Raw genomic sequence first — 24,983 nt, forward strand, 5'->3', positions numbered from 1 at the left:
GTCAGCCAGCGGGCTTGAAGTTGTAGATCGGCGGGACGGCGGCGAACGTCTGCGGTGTGAAGGTGACGTTCTTGGTCGTGGCGTAGGTGTTCTCCACGGAGTCCCAGGGCGCGTTCCACGCCTGGTCGACGAGATAGGTGTTGAGCTGCTTGAACAGCGCGTCCTGGGTGGCACCGGTCGCGGACTGTGCCTTGGTGATGAGGTCGGTGACCTTCGGGTCCGAGCTGTGCAGCGGGTTCCACAGCGCGCTCTTCGCGACCTCGATCTGGATGGTGTCCCAGGGGCGGAAGGAGGCCAACGTCATGTACGACAGCGGGTACTTGCCCGCGAGGAGGGCGCTGATGAACTGCGTGACCGGGATCTTGTCGACCTTGACCTTGATCCCGATGTCCTCCAACTGCTGCACCATGGCGGCCTGTTGGTCGGGGAAGACCGACGACACGTCCGGGACGGTCACCGAGAAGCCGTGCGGATAGCCGGCCTCGGCCAGCAACTGCTTGGCCTTCGCGGGGTCGTAGGAGTACGTGGAGTCGAGCGAGCTGTCGAAGGCCGAGCCGCCCGGGTTGAAGATCTGGGTCGTCGCCTTGCCCAGTCCCTGCTTCGCCGTCTTGACGATCGTGGAACGGTCGAAGGCGTAGTTCAGGGCCTGGCGCACCCGGACGTCGCCGAGCGCCTTGACGATCTTCCCTTCGCGGTCCCAGATGTAGACGCCCTCGACGTCACCGGAGGTGTACTTGGTGACGCTCAGCCCGCTGCTCTTGGCCGGCGCGACGTTCTTGGCGCTGGCCAGCAGCGCGCCGTTGACCTGCCCGGAGCGCAGCGCGTTGAGCACGGCGGTCGGGTCGGTCAGCGGCTTGAGGACGATCTTGTCGAAGGGGAAGGCGGCCTTGTTCCAGTAGCCCTGGTTGCGCACGAAGGTGTACGTACTGCCGTCCGTGGTCGCGGACTTGTCCAGGGTGTACGGCCCCGATCCCACCGGGGTGGTCTTGATCGTGCCCGCGGCGATGGCCTTGGGGCTGGCGATCATCCCGGCCACGTTGCCGAGGTTCGGCACCAACGACGGGTCGGGGGCGGAGAGTTCGATCGCGACCGTGGTGGCGTTGACGACGTCGACGCCGGTGATGCCCTTGAGCTGCCCCGCGGCCTCACTGGTGCCCTTCTCGGTGTGCAGCAGGTTGGTCTTGACCGCCGTCGCGTCCAGCGCGGTGCCGTCGGTGAACTTCACGCCGGTGCGCAGGGTCATCGTGAGGACCGTACGGGCCGCGTTGTACGACCACTTGGTCGCCAGGTTGGGCTTGACCTCGGCGGTCGGGGACAGCCGGAGCAGCGAGTCGTATACGGGCTGGTAGTACTGCGTGTTGTTGCCGAGACCGGCGTCGGCCAGATCCCACGGCTGCGCCGCGACCAGGGGGGCCAGGGTCAGGGTGCCGCCGGTGGCCGCCTTGCCCGAGCCGGAACCCGATCCCGATCCCGATCCGCAGGCTGCCGCGGACAACATCAGGACAGCCGATACGGCGGTCAGCGCGATTCTTCGCATGGGTGCTCCGCTGGTGAGTGGTTGACCGGACGGCATCGCGCGGCGAGCCGCCCTCAAGGGCCTCGGAGGAAGTGGGAAACCAGGTCCTGACGCGGCCTGGACCGTTCTTGGCGGTCAGCCGTTCCTGGCGGAAGGGGGCTATATGTCCACCGTTTTTCGGTGGGTCCGAAATCAGCCACTGATACGTACAAGTGAAACGTATGCGTAACGTAGCCCCGCGCTTGGAGGACCACAAGGGCCGTGCAACAGCTTTTTGGAAAGGACGGAATCCGGACGAACGGCGACGGACGGTGGAGCCGTGGCGCACGGGGAGCCGGGGTGAGGGCGCGTGGAGAGCCGGCGCTGTGGCGCGCCGGAGCCGGGCCTACCCGGAGTCAGTCGAAGACGCCCTGGCCAGACGGGCCCGGGTCAGGCGGACTCGCGGACGACCAGCGTCAGCGGGGTCACCTGGGGTGCCGGTGGCTGGGACTGGCCGTTCACGCCGTTGACGATCATGCGGGCGATGCGGCCCACGGCGACGTCGAGGTTGTTGTCGATCGTCGTCAGCGGCGGTACCGCGAACGGGGCCAGCTTGTCGTTGTCGACACCGATCACGGCCAGGTCGCCGGGGGCGGCGAGGCCCACCCGGCGCATCCCCGCGAGGAGGGCGAAGGCCGTCTCGTCGTTGTAGGCGCACACTCCCGTGACGGCGGGCACGGCCGCGTGCCACTGCTCGGCCGCGGCGGCTGCCGCCGAGATGTCGAGGGGCACGTCCAGCACGACCGGCGGCTCAAGTCCGCGCTCGGCGCAGGCGGTACGGGCTCCGTCGAGCCGCAGGTCCAGGAAGTCCCGGAGCCTGGGATCCCCGGGAGCGGCGTAGCCGATGCGCGTGTGTCCCGTCGCCGCGAGCCGCTCGACCTGCATCGCGCCGATCAGGGTCTGGGGCACGGTCAGGACACCCGGGGCGACCGCGGGGCCCATCCCGGCGCTGACCACGTGGATACCGGCCGCCCGCATGGTGGCCACGTCGTCGGCGCCGACATCGAAGGCCGTCATCACGGCCGCCGGCATCAGCTCACGCCACAGCGACTTCAGCGGGGCGTGCCGCTCGCGTCGGGTGACGAGGTTCAGACCGTGCCGTTCCAGTTCGTCGCCGAGCAGTTCGACCAGGGCGGTCAGGGTGCCGCCGACGGGAACGTCCGGAAGGAACAGCAGCACGAGATCGCTGCGGCCCAGACGCAGGGCGCGTGCGGCGGCCGACGGTTCGTAGCCCAGCTTCGCCACCGCGTCGAGCACTTTGCGCCGGGTCCGGTCGGAGATCTTCTGGTGCGACACGTCGTTCAGCACATAGCTGACCGTGGTCTGCGAGACCCCTGCCTCCTTGGCGACGTCGGTCGCCGTCACGCGGCCGGTCCTGCGCGCCATGGGAGTCTCCTGGGGAAGGTCTCGGGCAGTCCTGATTGCGGAGCGATTGCGGGACGTCGACTGAACGGCGAACTCTACTGAATCGTAACAGTGAGCATGCGGGATGTCCGATACTCCGGACACCTCGGACCGTGTAATCCGGTGCGCATCACTCTCCGGCCGACGTCTCTCCGACCGGCGTCGGCCTCACCCGCTGTTGTCGATGCTCCAGGCCCACATCTTCCCCTTGGCGATGCGCTTGAGGAGCGTGTTGAAGTCGGCCTTGACGGCTTCCGGGGTCTTCTCCGGCGGGAACAGGGGCTTGACGGGCTGGCGTTCCAGGGGCAGGTCCTGGGAGAGGCGGGTCCTGTAGGCGTTGTACACCGCCGCGATGTCCTTGCGGATCGTCTCGCCCTCGCTGTTGCCCAGGCGCGGCATACCGCGCTTACGGTCGTCGTTCGTCGCGGCGATCGACGCGACATCCATGAGGAAGCAGTCGATCAGGTCGGTGACGTCCTGTTCCCGGGCGCCGTCCTCCTTGTTGCGCACGTCCCGGAGCAGCAGGTCCGCCATCTCCAGGGTGACGTCACGGTAGACGGTGTACCGCGGGCTTCCGGGGATGACGCCGAGCACGTGGTCGGCCTGCTGGGCGGTGTCGGAGTTCATCGACGCGACCCCCTCCGGAACGTCCTTCCCCTCAAGACCCGGCACCGGGTACGGCACGCCCCGGAAGCTCTCCTCTTCCTCGCTCATGTTGGGGGCGGCCCGCGCCATCGGATGCATACCGAACTCATGGCACAGCATGCCCACGATGTAGCCGATGTCGTAGTTCTCCAGGTAGTACGAGGCCAGCGTGACGAAGACGCCCTCGGCCCCCTGGTCGACCACGTTCGCCGGCGCCTCCGTCGTCCGCTTCTCCAGCGTGATCCGACAACTCCGGTCGCCGAGAAAGGACTTGACCTTGGTGTTGGCGGAGAGAAGCTCCAGGATCCGCGTGGCCTTCCCCTGCGACTCCGGGTACTTGAGCGACACGTTGGTGAACGAGATGTTCCCGTGCGACAACGTGCTCCGCTGAACCACCGCCCGCTGCACGGCCGAGGCGGGATCGGACGCCCGCCCTGCCCAGGAGTGACCCCCTTCGCCGAGCATCCGCACGACCCCGGCGTTTCCCGCCTTGCCCTGGAGCGACAGCAACTCGTGCGAAGGCCCAACGGTGTTGACGGGATTGACTGCGGGGCCGCTCACCGACGTACGCCGGGCTCCGGCATCCTTCGGGCGGACTTCGTCTCGGGCGTGCACGTGCTCACTTCCTGGCCGGCCTGACATCGTGATCATCGTTGTCTAACCGCAGACCGGATGCCCCCACCAGGTCCTCCGGGGCAATGATTCCCGCCGGAGGTCCACTCCAACTGCCCGTAGGGGCACGGAGGTTCAAGGGGTGCTCAAGAGGGTTCAGGGGGTGCGCCGCGCGAGCCTGGCCCGGGCGTCATCGTGCGCGCCGCGCAACAACTCCACGACCAACTCCCCCGTCCTCTCAGCGGGGTTGACGACGCAGATCCAGCCGAGTGCCCCGTACACCGGGTGCGGCAGCACGGTGTCGGTGGCCGCGAAGTCGCGGGACCGGTTGAGATCGCGTGGCTGCTCCTCCGCCGCGAGTTCGCGGAACGCCGCCCGGCCGACGTGGATGTTCACGCGCCAACGCCCCGGAGGGTCGAGGTCGGACGCGATGTCGTCGGGGTAGTTCTTGGTGACGACCGTCCCGTACGGCTGGACGTTCTGCGGCAGTTGACCGTCGGGGGCGTAGTAGAAGAAGGCGTCTCCCCAGGCGAGTTCGGGAAACGCGCTGCCTGGTTCCGGTACGAGCACGAGCGCGCCGGTGAAGTCTCGTACGGTCGCGATGATCTGTTCCATACTCATGGTTCAAGCATGACCTTCAAGTGCGTATGTGGGGTTGGGCGATGGGTGAGCCGACGAGCGGTTCGCGACAGGAGACACTCAGGACCGCCGGTGTCGCACGAGAGTCGGGGTACTCGGTGCAACAGGTGCGCGACCTGGAGCGGCTCGGAGTCATCCCTCCGGCGACTCGTTCGAGCAACGGATACCGTTCCTACGCACCACTGCACATCCACGCCCTCCTCGCCTACCGAGGTATCGCAGGTGCTGTAGGACCAGTCGTAGCGCGGCAATTGCTCGCGGAACTGCGCACGAAGACGATCACGGAGGCGGCCTCGGCGATCAACGAGGTCCATGTGCGGCTCGCGCGGGAGCGCGAGGAGGCTCTGCGTGCCCAACAGGCGTTGCGCGCGATCCAAGCCGAGGCGGACACACCGGAGTTCGAGCATGACGTGGAGCAGAACAGCGACGCGATGACGATCACCGAACTCTCCAGAGCACTCGGCGTACGCCCTTCGACCCTGCGGTTCTGGGAACAGGAAGGACTCGTCACCCCCGAGCGCGTGACCTCCCTCCAGGCGCGCCGCTACGACCTCTCCGCCATCAGGACGGCCCGCATCGTCGCCGCCCTCCGCAGTACCGGTTACGGCATTCCGGCGGTGCGCGAGATCGTGGGTTCCCTGCGTCAACTCGACGGCGCGGAAGAGGCCCAGCGCGTCCTGCGCGCACGTCTCGACGCGATCGCGCTACGGACCGTAGGACTGCTCCGGGCGGGGACGGACCTGGCCGCCGTCGTCACCGATCCTCGCCGCGCCCGAACCTGACGTAGGCGAAGAGGCCGAGGACGTTTCCGAAGGCGCAGATCGCGAGCCAGATCTGGGGCGGGAACCGTTGGGTGCGCGGGTGGCGGGCGATGTCGAGCATGCAGAGGACCGCGGGAAGGATCGCGACGAGCGGCACGATCGCGATCCATGGTGTGGGCGGCGGTGAACCGAGGGAGTCGGCGAACGCGGGTAGCTCCGCCAAGGCCGGTGTCATGGCGTGTCGGGGGCGAGGATGAAGATGCCGGCGACCTTCTCGTCCGTGTCGAACGCGACGCGGGCCTTCATGTCGCCGGCCTCGTAGCTCAGCGGGATGTCGACGACCGTGTGGTCGCCGATGCGGCGGACGAACGGCTCGCCCTCGCCGTAGCCCTCGAACTCCCCGACGAGGCCGGTGACGGTCGCCAGGCCGTCACCTCGGACCTTGTCGGTGAATGCCTCCAGTACCTGCGCGTTGAAGGACTGCCTGGCCTCGTCCATGCGCCCTTCGAGAACGGCCGTGACGATCGCGATCGCTCGCTCCGCCGCGTCGGCCATGCGCACCGTCTTGTCCATGGGTTCTCCCGTGCGGGGATCAATGGGTTTGCCGAACCGCTGGAAGGCGGCCTGGCGGGTGACTCCGAGCAGGTCCCCCAGCTCCTGCCAGGTGTGACCGGCGTCCCGGCTCTGCCGCACGCACAGCTTGAGCACCTGTTCCGCCAGGCCGTCGACGTCCCTCGCCCGCCGGACCAGGTCCAGGTACGCGGGTGATGCCAACGGGCTGCCCAGCGCCTGCGCCAGGACCGCGGCCCGCTCGGCCAGCAGGTCGCTCAGGGCAGCGAGAGTCTGAGGGGAATCGGCCACACGTAAAGGATGCCTTTACACGTCGACCGCGTCAAGGATTCCTTTACAGCTACGGCTCGATGTCCGGACGGCCCCCACCCCAGGACGACCCTCGCCGAATTCCCGCGCCGGCCCGGTCAGTTCACGGTCAAGAGCCTTGACAGGGGATTGGTCTAGTCCAAATATGGTCGCTGTTCGTCCCGGTCAGGGGCGGCTTCTCTCCTCTCAGCATGGGAGCGTCAATGAGACGACCTGGGCCTCTTCGCGCGTCGTTGTCCTGCGCGGCCGTAACCGCCTTGTCCGCGGGGCTTGTTGGGCTCGGCGGGGGTGGCGCGAGCGCGACGCACCGCGTGCCGCCCATGCCGGACCGTGTCGCGGCGCCGTACTTCGAGGCGTGGACCGGTGAGAGCCCGGCGGCGCTGGCCGCCGCGTCCGGGAACAAGTACCTGACGATGGCCTTCCTGCAGACCGAGGCGGCCGGTTCGTGCTCGGCGTACTGGAACGGTCTGCCCGCCCAGCCGATCGCGAAGTCCACCTTCGGCAAGGACATCGCCACGATCCAGGCGCGCGGCGGCAACGTCATCCCGTCCTTCGGCGGTTACGCGGCGGACACCACCAACACCGAACTGGCCGACAGCTGCACCGATGTCGACGCCATCGCGAAGGTCTACGAGAGCCTGGTCACGACCTACGGCGTGAGCCGGATCGACCTCGACATCGAGGCCGACTCCATCAACAACACGGCCGGTATCGACCGCCGCAACAAGGCGATCGCGAAGGTGCAGCGCTGGGCCCAACGCACCGGCCGCAGCGTGGAGTTCTCCTACACGCTGCCGACCACCACCACCGGTCTCGCGCCCAACGGCGTCGCCCTGCTGCGGAACGCGGTCGACAACGGCGCGCGCGTGGACGTCGTCAACATCATGACGTTCGACTACTACGACGGCGCCGCCCACGACATGGCGGAGGACACCAAGACCGCCGCGACCGGCCTGCACTCCCAACTCGCCGCGCTCTACCCGAAGAAGAACCCGGCGAAGCTGTGGAAGATGATCGGCGTCACCGAGATGCCCGGCATCGACGACTTCGGCCCGGCGGAGACCTTCACCACGCAGAACGCGGTCACGGTGAAGAAGTGGGCCGTCGCCCGGGGCATCAACACACTCTCGTTCTGGGCACTTCAGCGCGACAACGGGAATTGCGTGGGCACCGGGGGCGCCAACAACTGCTCCGGGATAGCCCAGGACACCTGGTACTTCAGCCACACCTTCAAGTCGTTCACGCGCGACTTCGGCTACCACCACTAGCGGCTCGGCGGACCGCGTGTCGCCGCCTTCCCCGAGGCGGCGTCGCGTCAGTCCCGCATCATCTCGCGCACCAGCGGCGCGACCTTCGTGCCGTACAGCTCGATGTTGGTCATGAGGGTGTCGTGGGGCATTCCGGTGATGCCGTACTTCAGGTTGAAGCGGGTCGCGTCGAGGGTCTTGAGGGTGTCCGCGATCTTGCGGGCCACGGTCTCGGGCGATCCGACGTGCAGGGCGCCGCCGGGGCCGACGTCCCGCATGAGGCTCTCGCGGGTCGGGGTGCGGAAGCCGCGTTCCCGCGCCACGCTCGCGATCAGCTGCTGGAAGGCCGGCACGAACTCCTCCACCGCCTGTTCGTCGGTGGCGGCGACATGGCCGGGCGCGTGCACGCCGATGGGCCGCGCGGGGTGGCCGAACTCCGCCAGCGCCCGCCGGAACAGTTCGGAGAACGGGGCGAAGCGGGCCACGTCCCCGCCGATGATCGCCAGCATCAGGGAGAACCCGTACTGGGCGGTGCGGATCACGGACTGGGGGCTGCCGCCGACGCCGATCCAGGTGGGGATCGAGCCCGTCTCGCTGTGCGGGTACACGGAGACTCCGTCGAGGGCGGCACGCGTGGTGCCGGACCAGGTGACGGGCTTCTCCTTGAGGAGTTCGGCGAAGAGGGCGACCTTCTCCTCGAACAGCTCCTCGTAGTCGTTCAGGTCGTAGCCGAAGAGCGGGAAGGACTCGGTGCTCGACCCTCTGCCGAGGATGACCTCGGCGCGGCCCGCGGAGACGGCGTCGAGGGTGGCGTAGCGCTGGAAGACGCGGACGGGGTCGTCCGAACTGATCACGGTGACGGCCGAGTTGAGGCGGATGTGCTCGGTGCGCGCGGCGATGGCCGCGAGGACGACGTCGGCGGCCGACAGGGGCATCGCCTCGGTGTGGTGCTCGCCGATGCCGAAGTGGTCGACACCGGCCCGGTCGGCGAGGACGCCTTCCTCGACCAGGCGGCGGATGGCCTGGCCGTGGGTCAGCGGTGTGCCGTCGGCGTCGTTCGTGACGTCACCGAACGTGTCCAGGCCGAGGGTGATGGCGAAGGGGGTGGTCGGGGTGGTCATCTCGTACTCCTTGGTTCCGCTCGGTGGGTCAGGTGGCGATACGGCGCATCACGCCGAGGAGCCGGGTCAGGTCGTCGGCGTCGACGTGGTCGAGGACATGGCGCCGGACGCTGGACAGGTGGGCGGGCCATGCCTCCTGGAGGCGGGCGAGGCCCTGGTCGGTGAGGACGGCGTTCCAGCCCCGGGCGTCCTCGGCGCACCGCTCCCGTCCGACCAGCCCCTGGGTCTCCAGGCGGGTGACGATGCGGGTCATGCCGCTCAGCGAGAGGCTGCAGACGGACGCCAGCTCGCTCATGCGCATACGCCGGTCCGTGGCCTCGGACAGGTGCATGAGGGTCGTGTACTCGGACAGCGGCAGGCGCTGCTCCCGCATCATGTCGGCGTCGACGGCCCGGGGCAGCACGAGCATCACCCGCGCGAGTTCGCGCACCAGCTCCTCCTCGTGCGGACTCATGGGGCGCAGTGGCTGCTCGGGCGTGATCATGCCACCAGTTTACTTGATTGACGAAACAAGCAACTGGATCGATCGCCGCGGCTGCCCAGGACCTCCCGGGTTCACCGGAGGGGTGACTCGTCCTCCGTCGTCGACGCATGGCCGTGGTAGCGCAGCAGGAGCATCGCCGCGTCGTCGTGGAGCGGTCCGGCCGTGTGCCGGACCAGGTCCTCGCGCAGCGAGTCCAGGGCGCTCTGCGCGTCGGGCTCCTTCAGCAGGTGCGCCCGCTCGCCCAGCGGATAGAACGTGCCGTGGCCGTCGCGGGCCTCGGTGACGCCGTCGGTGTACAGCAGCAGTTGCTCACCCGGCGCGAAGCGCACGGAGAACGGCTTCGGGCTCTCGCTGCCCTGCGCGCCGCCCAGGCCGAGCGGCGGGGCGTAGGAGGGCGGTGCGGGGAAGTCGGCGGTGCCGTTGCGGCGGACGACCATCGGGGGCGGGTGGCCGTAGTTGAGGAAGAGCACCTCGTGGTCCGTGCCGATCTCGGCGAGGACGGCGGTCACGAACTTCTCGTCGGACAGCACGCGGGAGACGCTGCGTTCCAGGCGCTCGCCGAGTCCGACGAGGTCGGGTTCGTCGTGCGCGGCCTCGCGGAACGCGCCGAGCACCACGGCGGCCGTCTCCACGGCGGCGAGCCCCTTGCCCTGCACATCACCGACGATGACCCGCACGCCGTGCGGGGAGGCGACCACCTCGTACAGGTCGCCGCCGATGCGCGCTTCCGCGACGGCCGAGGTGTACGACACCGCCGCCTGGAGGGGTCCCGCGGTCAGGGGAACGGGCCGTAGGAGAACTCGCTGCGCGACCTCCGCGATGGAGCGCACGCTGGCGAGTTCGGCCTCGCGGCGGCCGCGCATCACGGCGGCGGCGATGCCCGCGCCGGTCACGCCCACCACCGACACCATCGCCAGGAAGCCCCGGCGTTCCTGGAACAGGCCGTCGTAGAGACCGAGTCCGACGCACAGGGCGAGGGCCGCCGCGCCGAACCACGCCGTACGGCGCCAGCCGCCGACCAGTCCGGCGAAGGCCGGACCGAGGGAGGCCAGGGGCAGGAAGCCGAGTCCGGGGCCGGTGACGATGTCGCCGACCGCGACCACCGCCATCACCGCGGCGGGCAGCCAGGTCAGCACGGAAAGACTGCGCTGCGGCTTCGCTGCGGCCATGGTCCACTCCAAGGGCGTCGCGGCTTTCGGGAGCCGCCTTCCGCAGGGGCCCCTCCCCCACCTTTGGACATCGCCAGGTTGTCAGGCAATCCCCCCGACGTGCCCGGCGCTTTACCCAATTGAGTCCGAGAACGGACATTTCCTGATCGACGAAAACCAGTCGACAACCATCTGTCGCCGCCTGGTTGCCGATCACGGACTCAGGGCAAGGGAACTGTGTAGGACCGGCCGCGCAAGATCTGCGGCGGCCCCGGTGCGGTGGCGCCGCGGGGATACCGGGTTGTCCTAGGAGGGGAAGTGATTCGCCATGCGTGCGCATCGGCGTACCCATAGGCGTTCCGTACGCGTGGAGTACCTGCTGCCCGACGAGGCCGCGTCGGCGGGTCAGGCACGGAAACTGACTTCGGAGTTCCTCGCGCGTTCCCGCCATCAGCTGGCACGGGTGGACGCGGAGCAGATCGACGACGCGACGCTGATCGTGTCCGAACTCGTCGCCAACGCGACCGAGCACGGCCGCGGCGAGTGCCGGCTGCGCCTCCAACTGTCCGACGAGCGCGTCACGGTCGAGGTCTACGACGACAACCCGGCCCCGCCCCGCGTGCGGCCGATGACGGCCGAGGGCGAGAGCGGACGCGGCCTGGCCATGGTCCGGTGCCTGGCCCACCGCCTCGACGTCACCCCGCTCACCGGGGGCGGCAAGCGGGTGCGGGCGATCCTGGCGATCTGACCCGGCGGACGGTCGGTTCAACCGACGCGAAGCGGAGGTACGACGGGCACCTCCGGCGCGGCGTCGATGTCGGCCTGCGTCATCCGGAACTCGACGGGGTACGCCTCGCGCCGGGTGCGGCGGTCGGGTTCGGTGGTGCGCCACATGTAGAGGCAGCGGACGCATTGGAGTACGTCCCATACGCCGGGGACCGGCGAGGTGGTCACGGTGTCGACCGTGTCGTGGGCGCAGCGGGGGCAGATCATGGCGGGTGACTCCTGAGGTCGGGGCAGCGGGTTCCTATCGGGCGGCGATGAGGGCGCGCAGCCGGTCGGCCCACTCGGGGGTTTCCGGCAGGTCCCGTACCGGGGTGTCGAAGTGGCCCCTGTTGTCCGGTGCGACCGGGGTCGTGGCGTCGATGATCATCTTGCTGGTGATTCCCGGGGTGTTGGCGGCCGGTGCCAGGGCCATGACCGAGAGGTTGGGGACGATGATCACGTCGTCCTGGGGGTTCACCTTCGCGGACATCGCCCACATCACCTGGGGCAGGTCGAAGGGGTCGACGTCCTCGTCCACGACGATGACCTGCGTGACGTAGCCGAGGCCGTGCGGGGTGGTCATCGCGCGCATGCCGACCGCCTTGGCGAAACCGCCGTAGCGCTTCTTCGTCGAGACGATGACCGCGAGGCCGTGGGTGTACATGGCATTGACCGCCTGCACCTCCGGGAATTCGGCGCGGAGTTGCTTGAGGAGGGGGACGCAGGTGTTGGGGCCGACGAGGTAGTCGACCTCGGTCCACGGCATGCCGAGGTAGAGGGACTCGAAGACCGGATTCGTGCGGTAGGAGACGCGGTCGACACGGATCGTCGGCATGCGTCGGCCGCCGGAGTAGTGGCCGGTGAACTCGCCGAAGGGGCCCTCTATTTGGCGCTTGCGGCTCTCGACCACGCCCTCGATGACGACCTCGGAACCCCAGGGGACGTCGAAGCCGGTGAGGGGCGCGGTGGCGATGGGGGCGGGGGCTCCGCGCAGGGCGCCGGCCATCTCGTACTCGGACTGGTCGTAGCCCATCGGCATGCCGGCGACGATCGTGATGACGGGGTCGTTGCCGAGGGTGATCGCGATGGGGAGGTCCTCGCCCAACTCCTCGGCGGCGTGCAGGTGTTGGGCCACGTCGTGCATGGGGACGGGCTGGAAGGCGAGGCGGTCGCGGCCGATGACCTCGATGCGGTACGTGCCGACGTTCTGCTTGCCGAAGTGGTCCGGGTCGCGCGGGTCGCGGGAGACCACGGCGGCCTTGTCGAGGTAGAAACCTCCGTCGCCGTCGTTGAGCCGGAACAGCGGGAGGACCTTGAACAGGTCGATGTCGGCGCCCTGTTGGCTGTTCTCCCGCCAGGGCGCGTCCTCGCGGCGTTCCGGTGCGACCGGGAAGGCGTCCCAGCGGCGGGCGAACTCCTCGACCTGCTCGCGCACGGAGGTGTCCGGGGGCAGGCCGAGGGCGAGGGCGTGGTTGCGCCAGGAACCGTGGACGTTCATCGCGATGCGCGCGTCCGTGAAGCCCTTGACGTTGTCGAAGTAGAGGGCGGGGGCGCCTTCGCCGATACGTCCTGCCGCGTTGGCGGCGGCGGCCAAGTCCGGTTCGGGGAGGACCTGTTCGGTGATCCGTAGCAGCTGGTTCTCCTTGTCCAGGGTGTCCAGGAAGCTGCGGAGGTCGTCGTAGGGCATGGGGACTCCGTGCGTGAAGGGGCGTGTGGCGCAGTGGTATTGGGCGCCTCGGGTGTCTCTGGTGGTGTGTCAGGCGGCGGGGTGGATGCGTGCGTCGCGGGCGGGTCGCATGCCTTCCCAGCGCTTGGCGGCGGGGGCGGGCAGGTCGAGCTGGTCGAGGACGCGGGAGGTGATGTGGGTGACGATGTCGTCGACCGTGGCTGGGTGGTTGTAGAAGGCGGGCATCGGCGGCACGATCCGGACGCCCTTGCGCGCGAGGTCGAGCATGTTCTCCAGGTGGATCTCGCTCAGGGGTGTCTCGCGGGGTACGAGAACCAGTGGTCGGTGTTCCTTGAGGATCACGTCGGCGGCCCGGCCGATCAGTCCTTCGGCGTAGCCGGTACGGATGCCGGCCAGGGTCTTCATGGAGCAGGGCACGATCACCATGCCGTCGGTGCGGCACGACCCGGAGGCAATGGTGGCCCCCTGGTCCTCGGGGCCGTGGACGACGTCGGCCAGCTCGGCGACCTCGCGGGCGGTGCGTCCCGTCTCCAGCTCGACGGTGGTCCGGGCCCAGCGGCTGAGGACGAGATGGGTCTCCACCTCGGGCAGCTCGGCGAGCTGCTCCAGCAGCCGGACACCGAGCACGGCCCCGGTCGCTCCGGTCATCCCCACGATCAGTCGCACGTCGCCAGCTCCTTGCCCAGTCCGGTCTCTGTGCTTTCGACCGTAGGAGCGGTTCGGTGCCCGGCAAGGGTAGGCTCGGGACTCATCATGGGAAAAAACGGTCAGCGTCGGCCCGAGATCACGGACGTGTCGTACCGTCCGTCGCTCAGCGCGCCCATCGGTATGGACATCGTGGGATTCACCGAGCTGCTGGCGCGCGGTGAGCGTCGCGGCATCGACCTGTCGGCGCCGCAGCGGCCGGACTTCCACCACCTGATCCACGTCACCGAGGGCACGCTGCGCCACCGGGTGGACTTCACGGACTGCGCGGTGGAGGAGGGCGGCTGGCTGTGGGTGAGCTCGGGGCAGGTCCACCAGTACGTCCCCGCCGACCTGACGACGACCCGCGGCACGATCGTCATCTGGCAGCCCGGCTTCGTCCTGGCCGATCCGCCCTTCGACCAGTCACCCCTGCTCCCGACGGGTCCGCACGCGCGAGCGGCACGCCTGACACTCCGTCACCTCAGCCACGAATACGCCGACTTGGCCTCGCTGCCCCTCGACGCGCACCTCCAGACCCTCCGCATGCTCCTCTCCGTCCTCCTGCTGCGCCTCTCCCACGTCCGCCCGGACCCGGTGTCGTCCGCCCCGGCCGACGACACGTTCCGCCGCTACAGCGCCGCCCTGGAACGGGACTTCCGCACCAGTCACCAAGTCGCCGACTACGCCGCCGCGTTGGGCTACAGCCCGCGCACCCTCACCCGGGCGACCCTCACGGCGACCGGCACCACCGCCAAGCAGTACCTCGACGCCCGCATCCTCCTGGAGGCCAAGCGCCTCCTCGTCCACACCGACGCGACGGCGGCGGACGTCTCCCGCACGCTCGGCTTCGGCGAGCCGACCGACTTCGCGAAGTTCTTCCGCAAGCGGGAGGGTCGTACGCCGTTGGAGTTCCGGGTGGTGGCACGCGGGCAGACATGAGTCAGCCGAGCGTCCGGAGGTACCCATGCAGGAGTTCCAGCCGGGTCGGACCGCCGTACGGCGTGATGTGTTCCGGCGGAAGGTGTGGAGCGCTCAGGCGTCGCGGGTCGTCGACGACACCGCCGAGGCGCTGGTTCTGGGGTGCCGGCCGGGCGCGGAGTTGCTGGCCCCGACGACCTGGATCGAGTGGCTCCTCACCGGCGACGAGACCGCCCGCCTGCGCGCCCTGCCGACCCTGGCCGCCGGCGACTGGCAGCTCGGCCGGTGGTCCTGGCGGGACACGGCCCTGCTCCAATGGGTGCCGCCCGAGACCTGGTTCAGCGTCAACGCGTTCTTCGACGCCACGGGCGACGGCCGACTCACCCACTGGTACGTCAACTTCCAGCATCCGATGCGCCGCACGCCTATCGGCTTCGACACCTTCGACCTGCTGCTGGACCTGGTGGTCACGCCCGACCTGTCGCGGTGGGACTGGAAGGACGAGGACGAGTACGCCCACGGCCGCCGGTTGGGGGTGGTGAGCGAGGCCGATCACCGGGCGGTGGAGAAGGCTCGCGAGGAGGCGATCGCGATGATCGAGGGGGGTGCCGGACCGTTCGCCGCGGAACGGGGCTTGGGGACGTGGCGCTACGAACCTCAGTGGCCCGACCCTCAACTGCCCACCGGCGTCCTGGACTTGGGCTAGTCGGTACCGTCGCGCCGTTGCCACACCCCACGTCCAGCGGCCGACTCTCCGCAAGGGCCTTGTCTCACCCAGGAGTTCACCGCCGGACAGCCCGCTGCCCGGCGCCAAGGAGCGATCCCCCGCTCCTCCGGCGCCGGGCAGCACACCCCCGTACGTTCAGCCCGCCGAGGTCAGGACTCGACCCCCGCGTCCTCCAGCTCGCTGACCGCCTCGGCCTTCTTCTCGGTCGGGGCGGCTGCGCGTACCGCCGGGATCGCCGCCGCGACGAGGGCCGCCAGCAGGGCGACGCTGCCGCCGATGATGAGGCCCGTGCGGAAGCCGCCCTCGGAGGTGAAGGTGTAGCCGCCTGCCGTGGTGGTCATCTGGGAGAGGACCACGCCGATCACCGCGGCGCCGATGGACGTACCGAGGGCGCGCATCAGGGAGTTGAAGCCGTTGGCCGCGGCGGTCTCGGAGAGCGGGACCGAGCTCATGATGAGGGCGGGCATCGCGCCGTAGGCGAGGCCGACGCCGCTGTTGATGACGATGCAGACGAGCATGAGGCCCCGGGCGGAGCCCATCAGGCCCATCGACAGGGCGTAGCCGGCGGTGATGACCAGAACGCCGCTGATCAGGGTGAACTTCGGGCCGCGGGCGTTGGTGAGCTTTCCGCCGAGCGGGGAGACGATCATCATCATGATGCCGCCGGGCGCCATCCACAGGCCGGCCGCGAGCATCGACTGGCCCAGGCCGTAGCCGGTGGCCTCGGGGAACTGGAGCAGCTGCGGGACGACCAGCATGCTGGAGTACATGCCGACGCCGACGAAGACCGAGGCGATGTTGGTGATCAGGACCCGGGGCCGGGCCGTCGTCCGCAGGTCGATCAGCGGGTCTCCGGTGCGCAGCTCCCACACGCCCCAGGCCAGGAAGGCCACGACGGCGACGGCGAACAGGCCGAGGACGGTGCCCGAACCCCAGCCCCAGTCCGCGCCCTTGGAGATGCCGAGCAGCAGGCAGACCAGGCCGACGGCCAGCCCGAGGGCGCCGGGCACGTCGAAGCGCTGGCCCTTGGCGGCGGCCGGTACGTCCGGGATCAGGAACCAGATCAGCGCGGCGACGACCGCGGCGAGGGCGGCCGAACCCCAGAACAGGGCACGCCAGTCGGCGTACTGGGCGACGGCCGCGGCGATCGGCAGACCGAGGCCGCCGCCGATGCCCATGGAGGCGCTGACCAGTGCGATGGAGGGGCTCAACCGCTCCGCCGGTACGACGTCCCGCAGCAGGGCGATGCCCAGCGGGATCATGCCCATGCCGATGCCCTGGAGACCGCGTCCGACGATCATCGGGACGATCGAGGAGGACAGCGCGCACACCACCGAGCCCACGATCAGCGGGACGGAGCAGGCGAGCAGCATGCGGCGCTTGCCCAGCAGGTCGCCCAGGCGGCCGACGACCGGCACACAGACCGCGGCCACCAGCAGCGTGGCGGTGATCACCCACGCGGCGTTCGAGGACGAGGTGTGCAGCATCTCCGGCAGGTCGGCGATGAGTGGCGTGACCAGCGTCTGCATGATTGCCGCGGTGGTGCCGGCGAAGGCCAGCGTGGCGACCACGCCGCCTGCGCGGGCTGAAGGCTGGGGGGCGTCCATGACGGGACTCCTCGGCATGTCTGTTCAGTCGGGACTAGGAATGTGCATCGTACACATCGTATGTATCAGCCATGTGATGGGGATGATGCATACCGTCGTGCGAGGATGGGCCGGGCCGCCCCGGAGCGCAGGACACGGCGGCGGCATCGGCAGGAAGCAGGAGGCAGCGGACCGATGGACAGGCGCACGCGCGAGATCGAGTACGAGCAGATGCTTCTCAGCCGCCACGGGTTGCTCGCGCAGAAGGGCGGGCGCCGCAAGGACGGCGTGCTGGAGCGCAGCGCCTACATCCTGTTGAGCCGGATCCGCATCCAAGGGCCCATGTCCATCGGCGAGTTGAGCGACGCCTTCGGTCTCGACACGTCCACCCTCAACCGGCAGACGGCGGCCGCCATGCGGTCCGGGCTGGTGGAGCGCATCCCCGATCCGCAGGGCGGCATGGCCCGCAAGTTCCGCATCACGGACCAGGGCGCGCGGCTGCTCGACGAGGAACGCGAGGGTCTCGTCCAGGCCCTGGACCAGATCATGGACGACTGGCCGGACGAGGACATCGACGCCTTCGCGGCTTTTCTACGACGCTTCAACACCGACATCGAACGGCTCGGCGGGCGTCCCTGGCCACGGCCGTGAGCCCCGTCCCGTGACAACTCACGGGACGGGGCGGTCAGTTCACGCCGGGCGTGTCCAGGTCAGGAGGAACGGCGGGCGCGGCCGGCCGCGTAGACCCCGCCTGCGCCCAGGGCGATCACCAGGGCCGCGCCACCGGCTATGAGGCCGACCGGCGCGTTGGAACCGGTCTCCGCCAGCGGCTGGTTGCCACCGTTCGGCGTCGCCTTCGGACTGGGCGAGGGCGACGACTTCAGCGGCGGGACGTGTGCGGACGTGGGCGGCGTCGTCGACGGCTTGGGGCTGGCCGGCGGGGTCGACTCCTCGGCGGGAGGCGTGCTGCCGGCCGGGGTCGACGGCGTCGCGGGCGGTGCCGAGGCGGGCCGCGTCGGCGTCGGGGTGGGCGAGTCGGGCGTGCTCGGGGTGCACTCCTTGTCGCCGCCGTTCCAGGCCGCGATGAGGTGGTACGGGGTCATGATGTTGTCCGGCTCGTACGGCAGGGGGCCGTGGCCTTCGCCCGTACCGCCGTCGTAGGTGACGTCGTCGCCGTACAGGTCGATCTGGCCGTAGCAGTCAGGTGACTTGACCTTCAGCTGCTGCCAGGTGTGCTGGGCGTCGCTCGCGCCGGCGACGTCCTTGGAGGTGAGGTAGACCGTGGCCTTGTCGACCATGGTCTGGTGGCCGGAGGTGTACCAGTTGGGGCCCTCGGCGGTGTACTCGGCGAGGGAGACGGGGTACTTGCAGCTGTCCCCGACGCTCTGGCCGGGAGCCAGCCGGACCTCGACGGTGCCGGGGACGGTGTCCCACTGGAGGAACCCGCCCTGCGAGGTCCAGTCGGCGCCGACAACGTTTCCATCGGCGCCGACGATGCGGTACTGCACGGTGGCGGACTGGCACCCGTCGGCGTCCGTGGCGCTCGCCGGGCCGGCCGCGAGCACGGGCGCGGCGGCGGCGATGAACGCGGTGGCCGCGAGGGCGGACAGGGATCGGAGGTGGTGCGAACGTGACAAAGTGAGCCTCGACGATGGTGAAAGGTGTGGGAGGTGGCAGAACGAGCGGCGGGCGCACGAAGGAAAACGATCGAGGGCGTGCGCGACCGGACCGCTCGCAGCTGCTCCGCTCAGTTAAGGCACAGCGAAGCAAGCTGAATTCTTGTCACCTTTCACAACTTCCGTCAATCCTTCACCAGTTCGCCACAGGTCAAGATCGACGCATCACCGCGAGTAGATGCCGGCACATCCCCTCCAACTCGACATAGAGGCCCGGGTCGACCAGTTCGTCGCCGTCCCGTTCATAGGTCAAGTCGCTGAGCAGCTCGGTGAGTTGGAGGGAGCCACCGCGCAGGTCGGTCCACGGGAGGCGGACGCGGCCCTGGGCGGGCTGATCGGACAGGTTGACGACGACGAGATGGCGGCTGGAATCCGTTGTCCACGACCAGGCGAGCAGGTTCTCGTGGGTGGGGTTGTCCGGCCAGCCCGTGCAGTCGAGCAGCTGCCACTCCCCTCCCGTGCGCATGCCGGAGGAGGCGACGGCGGCGAGCAACTGGTGGTGGAACGCGAGGAGTTCCTTGTCGACGGGCTCCTCCGGCCGACGGGAGAGGAAGACCGGCGGGCGTACCCGTCGCCCCTCGAACTGGCCCTCGTGCCAGAGCGTCGCGCCGGGCAGGGTGGCGATGGTGACGGCCGCCGCGCGTTCCCGCTCGGGTGACAGAGTGGCGGCGGCCCGGGGTTCGTCGTGGTTCTCCAGGAAGCGGACAAGGCCGCGCTGGTAGCGGACGTCGGCCCGCAGATGACCGTGCACGGAATCGGCGCCCTCGTGCAGTAGCCGGTCGTAGAGGCGTTTGTCGTAGCAGTGGTCGAACCCCTGTTGTTGCAGGGCCCATTCGAGGTCCCAGTACGCCTCGGCGACGAAGAGGAAGTCGGGGTGGCGCTCGCGGACCTTGGGGATCGTGTACGGCCAGAAGTCCTCGGCCGGTGCGGTGCCGGCCCGTTGGCCCCAGGTCTTCGTGAACACGTCGGTCATCAGCAGCATGGCCATGTCGCAGCGGACGCCGTCGGCCTGGTCGGCGATCGAGGCGAGGGTGTCGACGGCCGCCGTGCGCAACTCCTCGCTGAAGGCGTTGAGTTGGACGACGTCCGGCCAGGGCGCGAAGTACGGGTCGCGGCCCCGGGCGAACACCTTGCCGCCGGCCTCCAGGAAGGCGGCGGGGTCGCGGGACAGGTCGTCCTGGGTGCCCTGGACGAGGCAGTCGGGGCGTTCGGTCAGCCAGGGGTGGTCGGGGGCCACGTGGTTGGGGACGTAGTCGAGGATCAACCGGACGCCACGGGCGGCCAGTTGGGCGCGGGCCGCCGCCAGCCCCTCCGGACCGCCGAGGGATGCGTCCACGACGTAGTTGCGGACGCAGTACGGCGATCCGGCGACGTCCTCCGGGCGGAGGTCGGGCAGCGCGGCCCGGAACGACGCCTGGAGCGAGGCGTCGCGCAGCGCGATCTCCAGTCCGGCCGGGCTGCGTTCCCACACGCCCATCAGCCAGACGGCGTCGACGCCCGGGAGCGCGACCTCGTCCCAGGCGGGCGCGGGGACCTCGCCGAGGGTGACGGTGCGGCCGTAGCGGGTGCTCAACTCCCCCAGCCAGATGAGGGTGTTGATCTCGTAGATCACCGGGTGCTCGGGCCAGGCGGTCATGACAGGGGCTCCTCTCGGTCGCCGGTCGGGCGCAGGCTCTCGCGGCCCCGGGCCGACCACTCCTCGTCGCCCAGGGTGTGGAAGAGGGTGGCGGTGACCGCGGACAGGCCGGTCCAGCCGGTCTGGTGGGAGGCGCCGAGTCCGGCGCCGTTGTCGCCGTGGAAGTACTCGTAGAAGAGGATCAGGTCCTTCCAGTGCGGGTCCTTCGCGAACTTGGCCTGGGCGCCGTGCACCGGCCGGTGTCCGTCGCCGTCGCTGAGGAAGGTGGCGGTGAGCCGGTCGGCGATCTCGCGGGCGACCTCGTAGAGGGTGAGCTGGCGGCCCGAACCGGTGGGGCACTCGACGGTGAACTCGGCGCCGTGGAAGGCGTGCAGGTTGAGCAGCGCACGGATCAGCAGCAGGTTGACCGGGAACCACACAGGGCCACGCCAGTTGGAGTTGCCGCCGAACATCGCGGAGTCGGACTCGGCGGGCAGATAGCCGACGCCGTACGACTCCCCGTGCACCTCGAAGGTGTACGGGTGCTCGGCGTGATGGCGCGAGAGGGAGCGGATGCCGTGCGGGCCGAGGAACTCGCCCTCGTCGAGCATCCGGGACAGGATGCGCCGTAGCCGGTCCTCGCCGAACAGGGCGAACAGATAGCGGCCGTCGGCGTTCGGGCCCAGCGCCTGGTGCGAGGAGATGGTGGCCTCCACGGCCGGGTGCCGCTCGATGAACTCCCGTGCTCCGGCGACCAGTTCGGGGAAGCGCCGGTCCGCCCAGCCGCCGACCAGGCTGGTGGCCGCGAGGGGGATCAGTCCGACGAGGGAGCGCACTTTGAGCCGGGTCGCCGTGCCGTCGGGCAGTCGCAGCACGTCGTAGAAGAAGCCGTCCTCCTCGTCCCACAGGCTCGCGTTGTCGGCACCGATGCGGTTCATGGCGACGGCGATCCACGCGAAGTGCTCGAACAGGGACTGTGCCTGCTCGATGTAGACGGGGTTGTCGACGGCCAGCTCTATGGCGATCTCAAGGAGGTTCTGGCAGTACAGCGCCATCCACGCGGTGCCGTCGGCCTGGTCGAGGTGGCCGCCGGTGGGGAGCGGGGCGCTGCGGTCGAAGACGCCGATGTTGTCGAGGCCGAGGAAGCCGCCCTGGAAGACGTTGTTGCCGTCGGTGTCCTTGCGGTTGAGCCACCAGCTGAAGTTCTTCATCAGCTTCTGGAAGGCGTTCTCCAGGAAGGCACGGTCGGCCTTGCCGGTGCGGTGTTTCTCCAGCTCGTAGAGGAACAGGGTGGCCCAGGCGTGCACGGGCGGGTTGACGTCGCCGAAGTTCCATTCGTACGCCGGGATCTGGCCGTTGGGGTGGAGGTAGAGGCGGCGCAGCAGCAGGTCCAACTGGCCCTTGGCGAAGCTGAGATCGACCATCGACAGGGCGACGGTGTGGAAGGCGAGGTCCCAGGCCGCGAACCACGGGTACTCCCAGGTGTCCGGCATCGACATGATCTCGTCGTTGACCATGTGGTACCAGTTGCTGTTCCGCACCCGGGGGTCGGAGGCGAGCGGGTCGACACCGTGCTCGGAGAGCCAGCGCTCGACGTCGAGGTAGTAGTACTGCTTGCTCCACAGCATCCCGGCCAACGCCTGGCGCACCAGCCGCCGTTCGTCTTCCGACGAGTCGGCGGAGGTGATGCCGTCGTAGAACTCGTCGGCCTCCGCCCGCCGTTGAGTCATCACGGTGTCGAAGTCGCCGGTCCAGTCGGACAGTTCGGTCGCGGTGAGGCGCAGGCGGACGGTGGCGCTCTGGCCGGCCGGGATGGTCAGCACGTGGTGGACGGCGGCCTTGGTGCCGGTCCGTTCGGGGTTCACGGCTCCGGTCTCGCCGCCGACGACGCACCGGTCGATGCCGTCCTTGACGAACGGGGAGGAGTTCGAACTCCCGAAGATCTTCTCGTTGTTGGTGTCGTTCTCGGTGAACAGGGTCTGCGCGTCCGCGTCGCAGTACAGCCAGCGCGGGCCCAGCTCCACGTGGTCGGCGCGGAGCGGGCCGCCGGGTTGCTGATGGATGGACGGTACGGCGGTGCCGCCGGCCCAGGACCAGGTGTGCCGGAACCAGAGGGTCGGCAGCAGGTGCAACGGAGCTTCGTCGGGGCCGCGGTTGTGCGCGGTGATCTCGATCAGCAGGTCGTCGGGGCCGGCCTTGGCGTACTCGACGAACACGTCGAAGTAGCGGTCCTCGTCGAAGATGCCGGTGTCGAGGAGTTCGTACTCGAAGTCGCCGCGCCCCCGGGCCTGGTTGGTGGCCTTGAGGTCCTCGTACGGGAACTCCGACTGCGGGTATTTGTAGAGGTACTTCATGTACGAGTGCGTGGGCGTGCTGTCGAGGTAGAAGTAGTACTCCTTGACGTCCTCGCCGTGGTTTCCCTCGGAGTTGGTGAGGCCGAACATCCGCTCCTTGAGGATCGGGTCGCGGCCGTTCCACAGCGCGAGCGCGAAGCACAGCCGCTGTTTGTCGTCGCTGACGCCCGCGATGCCGTCCTCGCCCCAGCGGTAGGCGCGGGAACGTGCCTGGTCGTGGGTGAAGTACGACCAGGCGTCACCGGTGTGGCTGTAGTCCTCCCGTACGGTCCCCCACTGGCGCTCGCTCAGATAGGGACCCCAACGGCGCCAGGGCACCCCGGAATCGTCGGCCTCGGCCAGCCGTCGCCGCTCGGCATCCGGCGTGTCACCGCTCGTCCCCATCGTGTGTCCTCCTCGTGGCCCGGCACCTTCCCCAAGACTCCGGTGTCTCGCGCGCGACGGCAACGGATACAGGGCCGACCATGCGGATGGTCCCCTCTCGTTCATCTCCGGGTTCGGGCGGATCGTTCCTCTCCGGTTCGAGCGGAGTGCGCGAGAACCACCGTGACTGCCAGCAGAAACGCCATTACCGCCGCGATCGGCGCCACCAGGAACGCTCCACCGCTGCCGTGGCCGTCGGCCAGATATCCGGCCAGTGCCTGCCCGGTCGCGGTGCCGACGGGCCGCCCGCGCACAGGATCGTCAGGGCGACGGTCGCCCGGTCGGCGGGTGCGAGGCGTTCGGTGAGGGCGTAGAGGCTGATCAGGTACGGAGCGACGGTCACCCCGGCGACGGCCATGGCGGCGGGGAGCATGTGCCCTCGCTCCCCGGCGACCAGGGTGAGCGCGCCCAGCAGCAGCGTCGCCGCGAAGGTCACGTACCGCCGGCGGAGGGTGAAGCGCGCGGGGAGCCAGGCGCAGGCGGCTCCTGCCAGGGCGCTGCCGATGCCGAAGACGGCGTAGAGGAGTCCGGCGCTGCCGGGGTGCCCGCTCTCGTTGGAGTAGGCGGTGACACCGGTCTGTACGGCGCCGAAGATCGTGCCCATCGCGGCCATGGCGAGGAACATCGCGGCAAGTGGCAGGCGGGGCAGGGGAGTTCGCGCGGCGCGTGGGTCCTGCCGGGGTTCGGTGCTCCCCTGGGCCAGGGACAGGGCGAAGGGCAGGGTGGCCAGGACGAGGAGGGTGATGGCGGCCAGGGTCGGCGCTGTCGGGCCGAGGGCGGTGACGAGTCCGACGAGCGCGGGGCCGGCGACGAAACTGATCTCGTCGGCGGTCGCCTCGTACGAGAAGGCGGTCGGTATGAGGTCGGGCCGGGCGCGGGCGTGCAGCAGACGGGACCAGTGGACCCGTACGAGGGGGCCGACCGGGGGTTGGGTGAGGCCGGACAGGGCCGCGGCTGTCAGCATGCTCGCGCGGCCGGTGTGGCTGGCCGCGACGAGGGCGGTCAGGGCGGCGGCGTTGGCGAGTGCGGTGACCGTCCCGACGAGGCGGTGGCCGTGGCGGTCGGCGAGTGCCCCGGCGATGGGGGCGCCGAGCGCGTTGGCGATGCCCTGGGCCGCCGCGGCGAGTCCGGCGAAGGCGTAACTGCCCGAGGCGGCCTGCACGAGGACGAGCGTCGCGAGCGACGAGGTGGCGTAGGGAAGGCGGGCCAGGAAGCCCAGCGGGAAGAAGGCCGCGCCGGGCACACGCAGCAGGGATCGGTACGCCATCGGCGTCTCCCGTGAACACGTCGAAGAGACGCGCCACCCCAGCCACCAACGCGTGGACGATCCCTGTTCTGCCGCGCAGCCTAGCGAGCGAACGGGCCTGTCACCAAAGCGTTTCAGTCCCTTACGTGATCACCGAAAGCGGTGACCGACAGGAAGCGGACGGGGAGTTCGACCAGTTCCTGGGGGCCGTGCGCGCCCTCGCCGTCGAGTTGGAGGGCGTCGCCGGGGCGCATCGTGTAGGCCGCCTCTCCATGGCCGTAGACCATGACGCCTTCGAGCATGAACAGCAGCTCGGTGCCGGGGTGTTGGAAGAGCGGGAAGACCTCGCTGGACTCGGTGAGGGTGACCAGGACGGCTTCCATGCGTTTGTGGGGGCCGCGCAGGGCACCGAGGAGTTCGTAGAGGTGGCCGACCCGGCTGCCGCGGCGGATGATCTGGGCGCCGTGGCCGGCGGGGACGTAGACGGCCTCGCGTTCGGTGTCGACGCCGCGGAAGAGGGCCGTGACCGGGACGTTCAGGCCGGTGGCGAGGCGGCCGAGGGTGGTGAGGCTGCACGACGTGTGCGCGTTCTCGATCTTGGAGAGCATCGCTTTCGAGATGCCGACCCGGGCCGCCATCTCCGCCACCGACAGACCGGCCGCGATCCGGTAGCGGCGCACCTGACGGGCGATCGCGGTCTCCAAGTCCACTGGCCCGTCGGCCTGTTCGGGGGTGATCTCCCGGTCGGGCAGCGCGGCTGCCGGGTCGTCGTGGTCGGTGCCCATGGCGGTCATTCTGCCTGAT

The 24,983-nt window shown here is 69.5% G+C and carries 23 protein-coding genes and 1 pseudogene; 6 read left to right on the top strand and 18 right to left on the bottom strand.

Annotated features, from left to right (window positions below; all coding sequences use genetic code 11):
• Position 1 precedes the first annotated feature (1 nt).
• From OG407_RS02980 to OG407_RS02995, 4 genes are all read right to left on the bottom strand, one after another.
• Complete coding sequence (locus tag OG407_RS02980) at positions 2 to 1,537, bottom strand: ABC transporter substrate-binding protein (RefSeq protein ID WP_405854709.1); 1,536 nt, start codon at positions 1,535 to 1,537, stop codon at positions 2 to 4.
• A 408-nt stretch (positions 1,538 to 1,945) separates the two neighbouring features.
• Positions 1,946 to 2,941 (bottom strand): LacI family DNA-binding transcriptional regulator, encoded by a 996-nt coding sequence (locus OG407_RS02985; RefSeq protein ID WP_405854711.1) that lies wholly within the window; start codon positions 2,939 to 2,941, stop codon positions 1,946 to 1,948.
• A gap of 186 nt (positions 2,942 to 3,127) precedes the next feature.
• The gene (locus OG407_RS02990) at positions 3,128 to 4,165 is read right to left on the bottom strand and encodes a hypothetical protein (protein ID WP_405854713.1); all 1,038 of its coding nucleotides are present in this window, start codon (positions 4,163 to 4,165) and stop codon (positions 3,128 to 3,130) included.
• A gap of 207 nt (positions 4,166 to 4,372) precedes the next feature.
• On the bottom strand, positions 4,373 to 4,831 hold the full coding sequence (locus tag OG407_RS02995; RefSeq protein ID WP_405868253.1) for a DUF6194 family protein: 459 nt from the start codon (positions 4,829 to 4,831) through the stop codon (positions 4,373 to 4,375).
• Positions 4,832 to 4,878: 47 nt separating this feature from the next.
• On the opposite strand from OG407_RS02995, the gene OG407_RS03000 reads away from it, so the two are divergent.
• Positions 4,879 to 5,637 (top strand): MerR family transcriptional regulator, encoded by a 759-nt coding sequence (locus OG407_RS03000; protein ID WP_405854715.1) that lies wholly within the window; start codon positions 4,879 to 4,881, stop codon positions 5,635 to 5,637.
• Here the strand turns inward: OG407_RS03000 and OG407_RS03005 are convergent.
• Positions 5,609 to 5,839, bottom strand: coding sequence for a hypothetical protein (locus tag OG407_RS03005; RefSeq protein ID WP_405854716.1), 231 nt, complete (start codon positions 5,837 to 5,839; stop codon positions 5,609 to 5,611). The genes OG407_RS03000 and OG407_RS03005 overlap by 29 nt on opposite strands.
• Before the next feature lie 8 nt (positions 5,840 to 5,847).
• Positions 5,848 to 6,477 carry a DUF3887 domain-containing protein gene (locus OG407_RS03010; protein WP_405854718.1) on the bottom strand — a complete coding sequence of 210 codons (630 nt, stop codon included), beginning with the start codon at positions 6,475 to 6,477 and terminating at the stop codon, positions 5,848 to 5,850.
• Between the two features lie 221 nt (positions 6,478 to 6,698).
• Here OG407_RS03010 and OG407_RS03015 point away from each other — a divergent pair.
• A pseudogene (locus tag OG407_RS03015) lies at positions 6,699 to 7,739 on the top strand (chitinase); the annotation flags it as partial.
• 71 nt (positions 7,740 to 7,810) lie between these two features.
• Here OG407_RS03015 and OG407_RS03020 read toward each other — a convergent pair.
• The 3 genes from OG407_RS03020 to OG407_RS03030 form a co-directional block, all read right to left on the bottom strand.
• Complete coding sequence (locus OG407_RS03020) at positions 7,811 to 8,863, bottom strand: Atu2307/SP_0267 family LLM class monooxygenase (RefSeq protein ID WP_405854720.1); 1,053 nt, start codon at positions 8,861 to 8,863, stop codon at positions 7,811 to 7,813.
• 28 nt (positions 8,864 to 8,891) lie between these two features.
• Complete coding sequence (locus OG407_RS03025) at positions 8,892 to 9,347, bottom strand: MarR family winged helix-turn-helix transcriptional regulator (RefSeq protein WP_405854722.1); 456 nt, start codon at positions 9,345 to 9,347, stop codon at positions 8,892 to 8,894.
• A 71-nt stretch (positions 9,348 to 9,418) separates the two neighbouring features.
• Complete coding sequence (locus OG407_RS03030) at positions 9,419 to 10,516, bottom strand: PP2C family protein-serine/threonine phosphatase (RefSeq protein ID WP_403592858.1); 1,098 nt, start codon at positions 10,514 to 10,516, stop codon at positions 9,419 to 9,421.
• A gap of 307 nt (positions 10,517 to 10,823) precedes the next feature.
• Between OG407_RS03030 and OG407_RS03035 the strand changes: the two genes are divergently transcribed.
• On the top strand, positions 10,824 to 11,243 hold the full coding sequence (locus OG407_RS03035) for an ATP-binding protein (RefSeq protein ID WP_405854724.1): 420 nt from the start codon (positions 10,824 to 10,826) through the stop codon (positions 11,241 to 11,243).
• Between the two features lie 17 nt (positions 11,244 to 11,260).
• Here the strand turns inward: OG407_RS03035 and OG407_RS03040 are convergent, their stop codons facing one another.
• From OG407_RS03040 to OG407_RS03050, 3 genes are all read right to left on the bottom strand, one after another.
• Positions 11,261 to 11,488: a non-oxidative hydroxyarylic acid decarboxylases subunit D gene (locus OG407_RS03040; RefSeq protein ID WP_019056888.1), complete on the bottom strand. Its 228-nt coding sequence runs from the start codon at positions 11,486 to 11,488 to the stop codon at positions 11,261 to 11,263.
• A 34-nt stretch (positions 11,489 to 11,522) separates the two neighbouring features.
• Positions 11,523 to 12,947: a non-oxidative hydroxyarylic acid decarboxylases subunit C gene (locus tag OG407_RS03045; RefSeq protein ID WP_405854726.1), complete on the bottom strand. Its 1,425-nt coding sequence runs from the start codon at positions 12,945 to 12,947 to the stop codon at positions 11,523 to 11,525.
• A gap of 69 nt (positions 12,948 to 13,016) precedes the next feature.
• Complete coding sequence (locus OG407_RS03050; protein WP_405854728.1) at positions 13,017 to 13,613, bottom strand: non-oxidative hydroxyarylic acid decarboxylases subunit B; 597 nt, start codon at positions 13,611 to 13,613, stop codon at positions 13,017 to 13,019.
• Between the two features lie 87 nt (positions 13,614 to 13,700).
• On the opposite strand from OG407_RS03050, the gene OG407_RS03055 reads away from it, so the two are divergent.
• Positions 13,701 to 14,573 carry a helix-turn-helix domain-containing protein gene (locus OG407_RS03055; RefSeq protein WP_405854730.1) on the top strand — a complete coding sequence of 291 codons (873 nt, stop codon included), beginning with the start codon at positions 13,701 to 13,703 and terminating at the stop codon, positions 14,571 to 14,573.
• A 25-nt stretch (positions 14,574 to 14,598) separates the two neighbouring features.
• A complete protein-coding gene (locus OG407_RS03060; RefSeq protein ID WP_405854732.1) occupies positions 14,599 to 15,258 on the top strand; it encodes a DUF402 domain-containing protein in 660 nt (219 codons plus the stop codon).
• Between the two features lie 170 nt (positions 15,259 to 15,428).
• On the opposite strand, the gene OG407_RS03065 is transcribed toward OG407_RS03060, so the two are convergent.
• Positions 15,429 to 16,886 (bottom strand): MFS transporter, encoded by a 1,458-nt coding sequence (locus tag OG407_RS03065; RefSeq protein WP_405854733.1) that lies wholly within the window; start codon positions 16,884 to 16,886, stop codon positions 15,429 to 15,431.
• A 174-nt stretch (positions 16,887 to 17,060) separates the two neighbouring features.
• On the opposite strand from OG407_RS03065, the gene OG407_RS03070 reads away from it, so the two are divergent.
• Positions 17,061 to 17,516, top strand: coding sequence for a MarR family winged helix-turn-helix transcriptional regulator (locus tag OG407_RS03070; RefSeq protein ID WP_405854735.1), 456 nt, complete (start codon positions 17,061 to 17,063; stop codon positions 17,514 to 17,516).
• 59 nt (positions 17,517 to 17,575) lie between these two features.
• Here OG407_RS03070 and OG407_RS03075 read toward each other — a convergent pair whose 3' ends face one another.
• From OG407_RS03075 to OG407_RS03095, 5 genes are all read right to left on the bottom strand, one after another.
• Positions 17,576 to 18,502, bottom strand: coding sequence for a hypothetical protein (locus OG407_RS03075; protein ID WP_405854737.1), 927 nt, complete (start codon positions 18,500 to 18,502; stop codon positions 17,576 to 17,578).
• 190 nt (positions 18,503 to 18,692) lie between these two features.
• Positions 18,693 to 20,177, bottom strand: coding sequence for an alpha-amylase (locus OG407_RS03080; RefSeq protein ID WP_405854739.1), 1,485 nt, complete (start codon positions 20,175 to 20,177; stop codon positions 18,693 to 18,695).
• Complete coding sequence (locus OG407_RS03085) at positions 20,174 to 22,894, bottom strand: MGH1-like glycoside hydrolase domain-containing protein (RefSeq protein ID WP_405854741.1); 2,721 nt, start codon at positions 22,892 to 22,894, stop codon at positions 20,174 to 20,176. Before OG407_RS03085 ends, OG407_RS03080 begins: the two co-directional genes overlap by 4 nt.
• A gap of 184 nt (positions 22,895 to 23,078) precedes the next feature.
• Entirely contained in the window at positions 23,079 to 24,200 is a 1,122-nt protein-coding gene (locus OG407_RS03090; RefSeq protein ID WP_405854743.1) for an MFS transporter, read from the bottom strand.
• A 113-nt stretch (positions 24,201 to 24,313) separates the two neighbouring features.
• Positions 24,314 to 24,964 carry a helix-turn-helix domain-containing protein gene (locus OG407_RS03095; RefSeq protein ID WP_403592833.1) on the bottom strand — a complete coding sequence of 217 codons (651 nt, stop codon included), beginning with the start codon at positions 24,962 to 24,964 and terminating at the stop codon, positions 24,314 to 24,316.
• Positions 24,965 to 24,983 lie beyond the last annotated feature (19 nt).

Origin of the sequence: Streptomyces sp. NBC_01515, assembly GCF_045040345.1 — a bacterium.
Taxonomy (GTDB): domain Bacteria; phylum Actinomycetota; class Actinomycetes; order Streptomycetales; family Streptomycetaceae; genus Streptomyces.

Bases quoted from the DNA above. Each gene is read 5' to 3' on its own strand.
- OG407_RS02980 (WP_405854709.1), bottom strand. From the start codon at position 1,537: ATGCGAAGAATCGCGCTGACCGCCGTATCGGCTGTCCTGATGTTGTCC.
- OG407_RS02985 (WP_405854711.1), bottom strand. From the start codon at position 2,941: ATGGCGCGCAGGACCGGCCGCGTGACGGCGACCGACGTCGCCAAGGAG.
- OG407_RS02995 (WP_405868253.1), bottom strand. From the start codon at position 4,831: ATGGAACAGATCATCGCGACCGTACGAGACTTCACCGGCGCGCTCGTG.
- OG407_RS03000 (WP_405854715.1), top strand. From the start codon at position 4,879: ATGGGTGAGCCGACGAGCGGTTCGCGACAGGAGACACTCAGGACCGCC.
- OG407_RS03020 (WP_405854720.1), bottom strand. From the start codon at position 8,863: ATGACCACCCCGACCACCCCCTTCGCCATCACCCTCGGCCTGGACACG.
- OG407_RS03025 (WP_405854722.1), bottom strand. From the start codon at position 9,347: ATGATCACGCCCGAGCAGCCACTGCGCCCCATGAGTCCGCACGAGGAG.
- OG407_RS03030 (WP_403592858.1), bottom strand. From the start codon at position 10,516: ATGGCCGCAGCGAAGCCGCAGCGCAGTCTTTCCGTGCTGACCTGGCTG.
- OG407_RS03035 (WP_405854724.1), top strand. From the start codon at position 10,824: ATGCGTGCGCATCGGCGTACCCATAGGCGTTCCGTACGCGTGGAGTAC.
- OG407_RS03040 (WP_019056888.1), bottom strand. From the start codon at position 11,488: ATGATCTGCCCCCGCTGCGCCCACGACACGGTCGACACCGTGACCACC.
- OG407_RS03045 (WP_405854726.1), bottom strand. From the start codon at position 12,947: ATGCCCTACGACGACCTCCGCAGCTTCCTGGACACCCTGGACAAGGAG.
- OG407_RS03055 (WP_405854730.1), top strand. From the start codon at position 13,701: ATGGGAAAAAACGGTCAGCGTCGGCCCGAGATCACGGACGTGTCGTAC.
- OG407_RS03060 (WP_405854732.1), top strand. From the start codon at position 14,599: ATGCAGGAGTTCCAGCCGGGTCGGACCGCCGTACGGCGTGATGTGTTC.
- OG407_RS03065 (WP_405854733.1), bottom strand. From the start codon at position 16,886: ATGGACGCCCCCCAGCCTTCAGCCCGCGCAGGCGGCGTGGTCGCCACG.
- OG407_RS03070 (WP_405854735.1), top strand. From the start codon at position 17,061: ATGGACAGGCGCACGCGCGAGATCGAGTACGAGCAGATGCTTCTCAGC.
- OG407_RS03080 (WP_405854739.1), bottom strand. From the start codon at position 20,177: ATGACCGCCTGGCCCGAGCACCCGGTGATCTACGAGATCAACACCCTC.
- OG407_RS03085 (WP_405854741.1), bottom strand. From the start codon at position 22,894: ATGGGGACGAGCGGTGACACGCCGGATGCCGAGCGGCGACGGCTGGCC.
- OG407_RS03090 (WP_405854743.1), bottom strand. From the start codon at position 24,200: ATGGCGTACCGATCCCTGCTGCGTGTGCCCGGCGCGGCCTTCTTCCCG.
- OG407_RS03095 (WP_403592833.1), bottom strand. From the start codon at position 24,964: ATGGGCACCGACCACGACGACCCGGCAGCCGCGCTGCCCGACCGGGAG.